This is a genomic window from Saccharopolyspora sp. (genome assembly GCF_017434145.1).
Classification (GTDB): Bacteria; Actinomycetota; Actinomycetes; order Mycobacteriales; family Pseudonocardiaceae; genus Saccharopolyspora_C; species Saccharopolyspora_C galaxeae.
Window position 1 is genome coordinate 1 of sequence record NZ_JAFRFW010000599.1, and the last position, 10,170, is coordinate 10,170.

11 protein-coding genes are annotated in these 10,170 nt (G+C 69.3%); 9 read left to right on the top strand and 2 right to left on the bottom strand.

Going from position 1 to position 10,170, the window contains the following annotated elements; translation table 11 throughout:
- Positions 1-13: 13 nt before the first annotated feature.
- The 4 genes from IJH84_RS16525 to IJH84_RS16540 all read left to right on the top strand — a co-directional run bounded on the left by IJH84_RS16525 (position 14) and on the right by IJH84_RS16540 (position 3,566).
- Positions 14-520 carry a CGNR zinc finger domain-containing protein gene (locus IJH84_RS16525; RefSeq protein ID WP_295145988.1) on the top strand — a complete coding sequence of 169 codons (507 nt, stop codon included), beginning with the start codon at positions 14-16 and terminating at the stop codon, positions 518-520.
- Between the two features lie 259 nt (positions 521-779).
- On the top strand, positions 780-1,373 hold the full coding sequence (locus tag IJH84_RS16530) for a TetR/AcrR family transcriptional regulator (RefSeq protein ID WP_295145974.1): 594 nt from the start codon (positions 780-782) through the stop codon (positions 1,371-1,373).
- Positions 1,374-1,477: 104 nt separating this feature from the next.
- The gene (locus tag IJH84_RS16535; RefSeq protein ID WP_295145976.1) at positions 1,478-2,725 is read left to right on the top strand and encodes a prolyl oligopeptidase family serine peptidase; all 1,248 of its coding nucleotides are present in this window, start codon (positions 1,478-1,480) and stop codon (positions 2,723-2,725) included.
- 319 nt (positions 2,726-3,044) lie between these two features.
- The gene (locus IJH84_RS16540) at positions 3,045-3,566 is read left to right on the top strand and encodes a nitroreductase family deazaflavin-dependent oxidoreductase (protein WP_367269036.1); all 522 of its coding nucleotides are present in this window, start codon (positions 3,045-3,047) and stop codon (positions 3,564-3,566) included.
- Between the two features lie 18 nt (positions 3,567-3,584).
- Here IJH84_RS16540 and IJH84_RS16545 read toward each other — a convergent pair whose 3' ends face one another.
- Complete coding sequence (locus IJH84_RS16545; RefSeq protein WP_295145993.1) at positions 3,585-3,890, bottom strand: YrhK family protein; 306 nt, start codon at positions 3,888-3,890, stop codon at positions 3,585-3,587.
- A gap of 43 nt (positions 3,891-3,933) precedes the next feature.
- Positions 3,934-4,680, bottom strand: coding sequence for an AAA family ATPase (locus IJH84_RS16550; RefSeq protein WP_295145978.1), 747 nt, complete (start codon positions 4,678-4,680; stop codon positions 3,934-3,936).
- A gap of 276 nt (positions 4,681-4,956) precedes the next feature.
- Between IJH84_RS16550 and IJH84_RS16555 the strand changes: the two genes are divergently transcribed.
- The 5 genes from IJH84_RS16555 to IJH84_RS16575 all read left to right on the top strand — a co-directional run bounded on the left by IJH84_RS16555 (position 4,957) and on the right by IJH84_RS16575 (position 9,942).
- The gene (locus tag IJH84_RS16555; protein ID WP_200071763.1) at positions 4,957-5,610 is read left to right on the top strand and encodes a TetR/AcrR family transcriptional regulator; all 654 of its coding nucleotides are present in this window, start codon (positions 4,957-4,959) and stop codon (positions 5,608-5,610) included.
- Between the two features lie 228 nt (positions 5,611-5,838).
- Positions 5,839-7,377 carry an NAD(P)/FAD-dependent oxidoreductase gene (locus IJH84_RS16560; RefSeq protein ID WP_295145981.1) on the top strand — a complete coding sequence of 513 codons (1,539 nt, stop codon included), beginning with the start codon at positions 5,839-5,841 and terminating at the stop codon, positions 7,375-7,377.
- Positions 7,377-8,303 carry a metal-dependent hydrolase gene (locus tag IJH84_RS16565; RefSeq protein ID WP_295145982.1) on the top strand — a complete coding sequence of 309 codons (927 nt, stop codon included), beginning with the start codon at positions 7,377-7,379 and terminating at the stop codon, positions 8,301-8,303. The genes IJH84_RS16560 and IJH84_RS16565 overlap by 1 nt, the downstream gene beginning before the upstream one ends.
- Positions 8,304-8,316: 13 nt before the next feature.
- Positions 8,317-9,399, top strand: a complete 1,083-nt coding sequence (locus IJH84_RS16570; protein ID WP_295145984.1) for a PDR/VanB family oxidoreductase — start codon at positions 8,317-8,319, stop codon at positions 9,397-9,399.
- 30 nt (positions 9,400-9,429) lie between these two features.
- Positions 9,430-9,942, top strand: a complete 513-nt coding sequence (locus tag IJH84_RS16575) for an SRPBCC family protein (RefSeq protein ID WP_295145986.1) — start codon at positions 9,430-9,432, stop codon at positions 9,940-9,942.
- The last annotated feature ends 228 nt before the right edge of the window (positions 9,943-10,170 follow it).

Here is a 10,170-nt window from a genome sequence, read left to right on the forward strand (position 1 = left end):
AGGTCGGAGTCGAATGGTCGATGACCCGGAACTGCTGCTGGCGCTGCTCAACAGCCGGCCGGTGCTTGACGGTGCCGAACGGGACGAGCTGGGTGATGAGCGCAGCGGTCGTGCGTGGGCCACCGCCCACGGCGGTGCCGGGACCGCCGGTGAGCTGCGCCGGCTGCGGGCGGTCCGAGAAGAGCTCACCGAGGTGGTGCTCGGGAAGCGGGCTCCGTCGGTGCTGGCCCACGCGCTCGAAGGTGTGCACCAGCGGCCGGTGCTCGACGACGACGGACTGAGCTGGGAGCTGGTCACCGGCGCCGACGCGTTGCTGCCCGCGCGCGCCGTGTTGGCGTGGGCGTGGGCCGCCGAGCACCTACCGGGCCGCTTGCGTCCCTGCGGCAACGAAGAATGCCGGCTGTTCCTGCTCGACCGCAGCAAGGCGAACAAGGCCCGCTGGTGCTCGATGGCCACCTGCGGCAACCGGATGAAAGCCAGGCGGCATTACGAACGCAACCGGCCGCAGGCCCAGCAGTAGCCCGCGGCCGGGAGGGCGCATGAAGATCGTGCCGCTGACCATCGGCTCGCACGGCGATGTGGCCCGTTCGTCGGCCTGGGCGAGCCTTCGGGCGGCCGGTCGGTCGTGGTGAACCCGGTTGCAGAGCCTCGTCCATCGGTATCGTCCGGAATCCCGCGGGCGGGGAATCCGGTTTTCGGGAGCTGAGCTTCAGCTCCATTCGGGGGAATTCCGCAAAACTAGGTGTACGACGTATACCACCTTGGTATACGTTGTAGACATGTCGGAGAGGGCGACTCGGGAGTCGAACGCGGGACGGATCGTGGAAGTGGCGTTGTCCATCCTGTCCGAGGAGGGCGCCGATGCGGTGACGATGCGGCGGGTCGCCGCCGACGTCGGCGTGACGCCGATGGCGATCTACAAACATCATGCGAACCGCGAGGCTTTGTTGAAAGCCGTGGCGGATGCGGGTTTTCGCCGGATGGCCGCAACCAGGTCCGAGCGCTCCGGTGCGGCCGGCTTCGCCGAACGCATCGGCGGCCTGCTGGACGACTTCCTCGATTTTGCGCTCGGTGCACCGCACTTGTACTCCTTCATGATCACGGAGCGCCGAGAGCAGGCGCGGCGGTTCCCGGAGGACTTCCGCGAAGGAGCCTCGCCCACGTTCACCCCGGTCGTGCGCGCCGTCGAGGACGGGATGCGCGAGGGCTACTTGCGCGACGACGACCCATTCGAGGTCACGATCGCGATCACGGCGCAGGCGCAGGGGTTGGTGCAGCTGTACTTCGGCGGGCGCATCGACCTGTCCGAGTCGGCTTTCCGCGATCTGTGCCGACGCACCATGTGGCGCACGATCGGCGGCCTTCGCCAGTGAGCGGGTCAAGGGTTCGCGACGGGTCGTGCCGAGTCTCGACGAACAGCATTCGGCGCCCATAGCGCGCGAATGGAGAATTCGATGAAATCTGGGGGAACAACACCATGCGCAGGCAGACCGCACCAACAGAGCAGCCCGTCCGGGCCGCGTCCACGGGAACCGGCGATGCGAGTGCTGACGAGTCCGGGCTCGCAACGACCGGTCGAAGACGTCGATGGGGCCGAGTCGCGGTCGTCGCTGCCGTCGTACTGGTCGTGCTGCTGGTCGGCGGGACCTTCGGGGCCGGTTGGTACGTCAGCAGCCAGCAGCTCGAACCGAACCACTTCAAGAAGGGGCCGTCTGGACTGGTGCTCGGTTTCGGCACCGCACGCGGCGAGCCGACGGTGCTGCTGAGCGCGGCGGAGGGGACCGGCAAGCCCGGTGTCCATGCGCTGACCTGGAACGGCGGCGCGACGATGGTCGGCGACGTCGTGTCGCGCTCAGCCGGGCGCGTGCAGCGCCGGTTGTTGGGGGAGCCACCGCCGGTGGACGTGCAGGTGTCGGTCAAGCCGAAGGTCTACCCCTCCGACCCGCGTTCGTTGCTCGGGTTCCCGGCCGCACAAGTCAGCGTGCCGACCGAGCTGGGCCCGGCCCCGGCTTGGTTCGTGCCTGCCACCGGCCCGGCCGCGTCCACGTGGGTGATCGCGGTGCACGGCCAGCACGGTGATCCGTCGACGGCGATGACCGGGGTTCCGGCGATGCACCGCCTCGGCCTGCCGGTGCTGGCGATCTCCTACCGCAACGACATCGGTGCCCCCGCTTCGCCGGACGGGTTGCTGCACCTCGGGCAGTCCGAGTGGCGCGACGTCGACGCCGCGATCACGCACGCGCGGAAGATGGGCGCGCAGCGGGTGGTCCTGGACGGAGCATCGATGGGTGCAGCCGCCGTGCTGCAAACCCTGAAGCACTCGGCGCAAGCGGACGCGGTCGCCTCGGTGGTGCTGGATGCGCCCGCCCTGGACTACGAAGCGACCGGCTATCACGTGGGCGAGCAGATGGGAGCGCCCGCACCGGTGATCGCGGCGGCGAGCAAGATCATGGAATGGCGGGCCGGACTGGACTTCGACGAGCTCGACACGCTCGACAACCCACCCGCGATCAGGCCGCCGACGCTGCTCGTCCACGGTTCGGCGGACGAAGAACACCCGGTGGCCGGTTCGCGCGAGCTCGCCGATTCCGGGCCGCGGAAGCGTTGGCCGATCCAGTACGAGGAGTTCCCCGGTGCGGGGCACACGCAGAGCTGGAACATCGATCCGGAGCGCTACGACCGGGTGCTGACGGATTTCCTGCGCCGCACAGCACTTCGAGGTTGATCCGGTTGCGGGTAGGCAGCCGGTCCGGAAGTGGTCGCCGAGCAGTGACGCCTTCCGGCCGGTACTGCGGTTCCCCGGGTAGGCCGGGAGCCGTCCCGGACACCTCGTTTCGGGAAGCCCGGGCTTGGAGGAGACACGTCCGGAACCGGGACGGGGGCCGGGCGAAATGAAGGGGGCGCGCGGTCCAACGGGGACAGGTCCCGTTGGACCGCGCGACAAACGTGCACCGCCGCGGGGCGCGACTCGGCCGGACCGGGATGGATAAGAGTCTCTTGTCGTTGGCCCCGCTGGGACATGCGTAAGGTGCTGGACCCGAGCGGTGCCCGGCTCGGGGATCCACCGCGGCGAAGGGCTGGTGAAGATGCGGACCAAGGGGAGACGGCGGCCGCCGACCGGATTGGCGCGGTGGATGTTCCGGCTGCCGATTCAGCTGTACCGGCTGGGGCTGGGCCGAGTGCTCGGGTCGCGGTTCATGCTGCTGACCCACACCGGGCGCGTGACGGGACGGCAGCGGCAGGTGGTGGTCGAAGTCGTCGGTGGTGGCCCGCACGAGGGCAGCTACCTCGCGTGTTCCGGCTACGGGGAAAAATCCGCCTGGTACCGGAACGTGCTCGCGCAGCCGCAGGTGCGCATCCAGGTCGGCGACCGCCGCATGATCGCGGACGCCGAGCCGCTCGGTCCGCAGCAGGCGTCCGAGGTGATGGCCCGGTACGCGGCCCGGAACCCGCGCGCGGCGCGGGCGCTGTGCCGGTTCATGGGCTTCGATGTGGACGGCGGTGACGCGGATTTCCGCGCCGTGGGCCAGGAACTTCCGTTCGTCCGGTTCACGCCGCGGTCCTGACCAGAACTGCGCCGGTGATCAGAAGTCGTGCGCGGCCTGGACCACGTGCGGTGCCTGCGGGTGGTATCTGCGCAGGTGCACCCGGCGGGTGAGCCGGATGAGCGGGCGGATCAGCATTTCGATGCTGCCCAGCACGAACAGCCAGGTTCCCGCGTAGGTCAGGGCATCGGAGAAGAAGAACAGGCTGCCGACGACGAACCAGGTGCCGATCAGCAGGTCGTTGATGATGCTGACGACTTCGTAGCGGCGGTGGATCACCAGCTCGTCGTGGCCGATGTGCAGGACAACGGTCCCGGCTCCGCCGTCGTCGGTCGAGGTGGAAATGATCGCCTTCCTTTCGCCTGCACGGACGTCCTCGGGGAGCACATCATTCGACGATGTGTCGCAGATAAGCGGCGGGGTTGTCGAGGTAGCGGCGCCAGTGCCCGACGAGTTCGAGTTCCTCCCAGCCGGTGCGGTGGAATCCGTCCTCGCTCACCTCGACGATGTCGGCTTCCGGGGTGGCGGCCAGGATCGGGGAGTGGGTCGCGCACACCACCTGCGCCCCGCTGCGGCCGAGCTCGTGCATGAGCCCGACCAGTTGCAGGCACGAGGTGAAGCTCAACGCGGCTTCGGGCTCGTCCAGCACGTAGAAGCCGGGCTTGTCGAACATCGACCGGAACACCGCCAGGAACCCCTCGCCGTGGGACAGCTGCGCGGTGTCCTCCTCCCAGTACCCGTGGACTCCGCCGAGCTTCTCGGTCATCTGGAACGCGGTTTCGGCGCGCAGGAAGAACCCTTGCTTCTTGGTGCGCGGGCCGCCCAGCATCCGTGCGGCCGCGGCTGTCTTGTCCAGCGCCAGTACCGCGCCGAGCGGGGTCTTGGCAGCATCCGGTCGCCCGCGCAGGGCGGCCAGCCTGCCGCCATAGGAGTCCAGGCCGAAGCCTTCCGCGATCGCCTCGACGAGCGTCGACTTGCCGGAGCCGTTGTCGCCGACCAGGAAAGTCACCGGCTTGTGGAAGTCCAGCCCGTGCTCGGCGAGTGCGGCCACGCACGGCACGGTGAACGGCCACCGGTCGCGCTGCGCGCGGTCGGGCTGGTTCGCCTCCCGGATGAAGGCGCGTTCGACGAACACGGGACTCCTCGACGTCGTTGGCAGCACACCCGTCCGTCGCACGGCCACCGGCATACGACCGGCGCGACGGGATGCACGAGCGGGCCGGGGCCGAGGATCGCACGCCGTGGTCGGCCGGATGGCGAAGTGGGCGCGCAACTCGCGGACAGCGCCGGGAAAACACGCGCGGGCGGACCTTCCCGCGGCCGAGGTCGGGGGCCGGTGGTCGTGGCGGCAGCTGCGCGGGCGGAAGCGGCACCGGCCGATGCGGATACCGTGACGTGCCAAGATGGTCCTATGGCCGAGCACCCGAACGCCGCAGCGCCGCACCGCGTTTGGCGTGGCGTGGACGCGTCGCAACGGCAGGCGCGGCGACGTGCGCAGCTGGTGGCCGCCGGGTTCGCGTTGATGGGTGGCGACGGGTCGAAATCCGTCACGATGCGCGGAGTCTGCCGCGAGGCGGGGCTGACGGAGCGGTACTTCTACGAGAACTTCGGCAACCGCGAGCAGCTGCTGGTCGCCGTGCTGGACGAGACTGTCGAGCAGGCCCGCCAAGTGCTGCTGGACGCTGCCGAGCAGGCGTCTTCCCAGCAGCTCGACACGGTGCGGTACCTGGTGAGCGCGTTCACCGAGTTCGTCACCTCCGACCCGCGGCGAGGCCGGGTGCTGTTCGTGGAATCGCTGGCGGCGCCCGAGGTGGCCCAGCGGGGGCTGCGGCTCGTGGAGGAGTTCACGTCGACGATCGCGGAGCTCATGCGCGGCGCAGAGCTCGGTGCTGCGCGGGCGGACGAGCAGGACGTGCGGCTCAACGCCTCCGCGATCTTCGGTGCGCTGGCGCACCTCTACCAGGCGTGGCTGGAAAAGCGCGTCGTCGTCTCGCGCGAGCGGTTCGTGGAGCACGTGGCCCAGGTGATCGAGAACGTGGGCGGCGCCGCTTCGCAGGTCGGCTGAGCCATCCGCTCAGCGACGCTTTATTGACAGAGCGTTAATAGCCGCGGATGCTCTCCGGGTGCGATGAGCAGCGCTCGGCGAGCTGGTCGGGTCGACGCTCACGCCTCGGTTTCGCATGCCGGATTCCTGTTGTGCCAGCGGGGAAGTTGCCACCGAGCAATGTTGACTTCGACTGATGTCAGAAATACCGTTCGCGATGACGTCGGACTTCAGGCGAGGAGGCGGGCGATGGTCGACGCTGGATCAGCGGACGGCAGCGCCGAGCGTCAACAGCGCCGCGTGGTGATCATCGGCGCCGGTTTCGGCGGGCTGGGCACGGCCGCGATGCTCAAGCGTGCCGGGATCGACGACTTCGTCCTGCTCGAACGGGCCGCGGAAGTCGGCGGCACGTGGGCGGTCAACACCTATCCGGGCGCGCAGTGCGACATCCCGTCGATCCTGTACTCGTTCTCGTTCGCGCCGAACCCGGACTGGAGCCGGCTCTACCCGCTGCAGCCGGAGATCAAGGCGTACCTCAACCGCTGCGCCGAAGAATTCGGCCTGCGCCCGCACCTGCGGTTCGGGCACGAAGTGCTCGATGCCGCCTGGGACGACGACGCGCAGCACTGGACCGTCGTGACCGACCGGGGAACCTGGCAGGCGCAGGTGCTCGTCGGCGCCACCGGCCCCTTCAGCGAACCTTCCGTGCCCGAGCTGCCGGGCTTGGAGAACTTCCGGGGCGCCGTGTTCCACTCCGCGGCCTGGGACCACGAGCACGACCTCACCGGCGAGCGCGTCGCGATGATCGGTACCGGTGCGTCCGGGGTGCAGATCATTCCGCAGGTGCAGCCGGTGGCTCGCGCGCTGAAGGTCTTCCAGCGCACGCCCACCTGGATCATGCCGCACCCGGACCGCCGCATGACGCGCTTCGAGCAGCGGCTGTTCCGGCGTTTTCCCGCCGTGCAACGGATCGCGCGGGAATGCTTCGACCTGTTGCAGGAAGCGCTGGTGCCGGGCTTCGTGCACCGGCCCGGGCTGCTCAAGGGCATGGAATGGGTCGCCCGCGCGCACCTGCGCCGCCAGGTCCGCGATCGTGAGCTGCGGGCCAAGCTGAAGCCGTCCTACTCCTTCGGCTGCAAGCGGCCCACGTTCTCCAACGCCTACTACCCGGCGTTGACGCAGCCCAACACCGAGGTGGTCACGTCCGGAATCCGGCAGGTGCGGGAGAACGGGATCGTCACCGCCGACGGAACGCTGCACGAACTCGACGCGATCGTGCTGGGCACCGGGTTCCGGATGACCGACAACCCCGTTTTCGACCGGGTGCGGGGAAAGCACGGCCGCAGCTTGAACGAGGTGTGGCAGGGCGATGCGCAGGCTTACCTGGGCACGACGATCAGCGGGTTCCCCAACTTCTTCTTCCTGCTCGGGCCGAACTCCGTCGTCTACACCTCGCAGGTCGTGACGATCGAGGCGCAGGTCAACTACATCCTGAGCTGCCTGCGCCAGCTCCAGCGGCAACGACTGTCCAGTATGGACGTCCGGCCGGAGGTGCAGCGGTCCTTCGCCGACGAGGTCGAGCACCGGCTGCGCGGCTCGGTGTGGAACACCGGCGGATGCAGCAGCTACTACCTCACCGAGGCGGGGCGCAACTTCGTGTTCTACCCGGGATTCAACCGGGGCTTCCGCGCCCGGACGCGCGAGGCCGAACTGGCCGACTACCACACACGCAGCGCTGACCGGGCGAACCGGCACAGCGCGATCCCCTCGCAGCGAAGGACGTCATGATGTTCCGATTTCCCCGCATCGGCAGGAATCCGGTCGTCGATCCGCGCGGCGCTCGGCGCTACACCGAGGAAGCGCACGTGATCACGCCACGCGACGTCGAGTTCTCGTGGGACGGGGTGCCGATGCACTACATCCCCGGAGAACCGCTGGCCACGCACGTCATCAACTTCATGCACCTGGTGCTGCCCGAGGGCGAGCGGGCCATGTCCAAGGCGCTGTCCGAGTCGCTGCCGCTGATCGAAGACGCGCGGCTGCACGAGGAAGTCGTCGGCTTCATCGGGCAGGAGGCCACGCACGCGTCCTCGCACGAAGGCGCGCGAGCGCACTTGGCCTCGATCGGCCTGGACACCGAGCCGATGACGCGGAAGCTGGAGTGGATGGTCGACCACGTGCTCGGCGAACGGGGGCTCAAGGGCCGCGCCGAACACGCGTGGCTGTGCGAACGGCTCGGGTTGTTCGCGGCGCTGGAGCACTACACCGCGGTGATAGGCGAGTGGTTGCTGCACGCGGAAGTGTTGGAGCGCAAGGGAATGCACCCGACGATGCTGGACCTCGTCCGCTGGCACGGCGCCGAGGAGGTCGAGCACCGCAACGTCGCCTTCGACGCGTTCATGTACGTCGACGGCAGCTACGCACGGCGGGTCCGCACGGCGCTGCTGGCGAGTTTCACGCTGCTGGTGCTGCTGCTGTCCTCGCTGAACTACCTGTTCAAGACGGACCCGTCGAAGAACAAGGGCCGCTTCTGGTTCCTGCAACTGCTCAGCGCCATGCGCCGCGGTGTGGTCCCGAACATCATGCTGTTCCTGACCGAGATCCCGAAGTACCTCGACCCGCGCTTCCACCCCTCGCAGCTCGGCAGCATGGACGCCGCGGTGCGTTACCTGACCCGGTCCCCGGCAGCCAACGCCGGTGGCACGGCCTCGTAGCGGTAGGCGGATCATGACCACGAGCACGCAGCAAGACCGCCCCGGGTTCGAGCCTTCGTGGGTGTTGCGGGCGGTGGGCGGATTCAGCGCCGCCTACCGGCACCTGTTCGCCGCGAGCAGTGCCGCACCGCTCCTTTCGCGGCCGAAACCGGTGCGCCGCAGCGGATTCGACCTCGATCTCGTCATCGATCGAATACGTCCGGAAACCGCCGACGTCGTCAGCGTGCGACTGTCCGATCCGGACGGTGGTGCGCTGCCGAGCTGTGTTCCGGGAGCGCACATCGACGTCTTCCTGCCTTCCGGGAAGCAGCGGCAGTACTCGCTGTGCGGCGATCCCGCCGACCGGTTCGGCTACCGGATCGCGGTCCGCAGGCTCGCCGACGGCCTGGGCGGGTCGCGCGAGGTGCACGACGAGCTCGAACCGGGCGACCGCATCACGATTCGCGGGCCGCGCAACGCTTTCCGGCTGGTCGATGCGGAGTCGTACCTGTTCGTCGCGGGCGGCATCGGGATCACTCCGATCCTGCCGATGGTGCGGGAGTGCCACCGGCGCGGCTCGCCGTGGCGGATGGTCTACCTCGGACGGTCCCGGGAGAGCCTGCCGTTCCTGGACGAGCTGGCCGGATACGGCAGCGGGGTGGTCGACGTCCGCCCGGACGACGAGCACGGGCCGCCGGACATCACGGCGATCCTGCCCGAGGCGTTACCCGGCGCGGCGGTCTACCTGTGCGGACCGGCGCCGCTGATGACCACCGCCCGCGACCTGCTGCGCGAGATCAACCCGAGCGGTTCCTTGCACACCGAGCGGTTCTCCCCGTTGCCGGTGCGCGACGGCGTCCCGTTCGCGGTGCGCCTCGCGCGCAGTGGGATCGACGTGCAGGTGCCGTCGGACGAGTCCGCGCTGGCCGCGATCCGCCGCGAGCTGCCGGGTGTGCCCTACTCGTGCCAGCAGGGCTTCTGCGGCTCCTGCAAGGTCCGGGTGCTCGCCGGAGAGGTGGAGCACCGGGACAGGCTGCTGCCGGACGACGAACGCGCGGATTCGATGCTGATCTGCGTGTCGCGTTCGGCGGGCGAGCAGCTCACCATCGACCTCTGATCAGCCGCGCCGTGGAAGGACCGGTTCCGCATGACCCGCTGGTATCCGCTAGCCGAATCCGATGACGATTTCCTGTGCTACGCCGAATTCCGCTTCGCGCGCACCGTGGAAGTGCCGGTCGCGGCCGAGCACGTGTGGGCGGCGTTCAGCGCCGATGACGCGCTGGTGTCGTTCTCCCGGTCGATCACCGCAGCGGAGTGGACCTCACCGCGGCCGTTCGGGGTCGGCACCACCCGGACGGTGACGGTCGGGCACGGTGCCGCGTCGCTGCGGGAGCGGTTTTACCGCTGGGACGGGGAATCGCGGATGACGTTCACAGTGGACGCGGCGAATCGGCCGGGCTTGCGGCGGTTCGCCGAGGACGTCGCGCTCGAACCGATCGCCGGGGGCACGCGGTTCACCTGGACCTTCGCGGTGGAGCCAGGGCCCGGGCTCGCTCCGCTGCTGGCGGCGTCCCGGCCGCTGCTGCTCAAAGCGACGCGGGGCTTCGCCGAAGGGGCCGCTCGCCGGGCGGAATCCGGTGCGCGGGGAGGTGCGCGATGACGAGCGGAACCGTTGAGCGAACGTCGGGAAGAGCCCGGCTTGCGGCGACTCTCCGCGATCTCGGCGTCCCCTTGCCCGGCGGAACCTGCTACGACGTCGCCGGCAAGGTCGTCGTGATCATCGGCGGAGCGGACGGGATCGGTTTCGCCCTCGCCCGGATCCTGCACGACGAGCGCGCCGTGGTCGCGCTGGTGGACGTGGACGGCGCTGCCCTGGCCGCCGCCGAGC

Coding starts and splice junctions, on each gene's coding strand:
- IJH84_RS16525 (WP_295145988.1), top strand. CDS start 14: ATGGTCGATGACCCGGAACTGCTGCTGGCGCTGCTCAACAGCCGGCCG.
- IJH84_RS16570 (WP_295145984.1), top strand. CDS start 8,317: ATGACCACGAGCACGCAGCAAGACCGCCCCGGGTTCGAGCCTTCGTGG.
- IJH84_RS16535 (WP_295145976.1), top strand. CDS start 1,478: ATGCGCAGGCAGACCGCACCAACAGAGCAGCCCGTCCGGGCCGCGTCC.
- IJH84_RS16555 (WP_200071763.1), top strand. CDS start 4,957: ATGGCCGAGCACCCGAACGCCGCAGCGCCGCACCGCGTTTGGCGTGGC.
- IJH84_RS16565 (WP_295145982.1), top strand. CDS start 7,377: ATGTTCCGATTTCCCCGCATCGGCAGGAATCCGGTCGTCGATCCGCGC.
- IJH84_RS16560 (WP_295145981.1), top strand. CDS start 5,839: ATGGTCGACGCTGGATCAGCGGACGGCAGCGCCGAGCGTCAACAGCGC.
- IJH84_RS16530 (WP_295145974.1), top strand. CDS start 780: ATGTCGGAGAGGGCGACTCGGGAGTCGAACGCGGGACGGATCGTGGAA.
- IJH84_RS16575 (WP_295145986.1), top strand. CDS start 9,430: ATGACCCGCTGGTATCCGCTAGCCGAATCCGATGACGATTTCCTGTGC.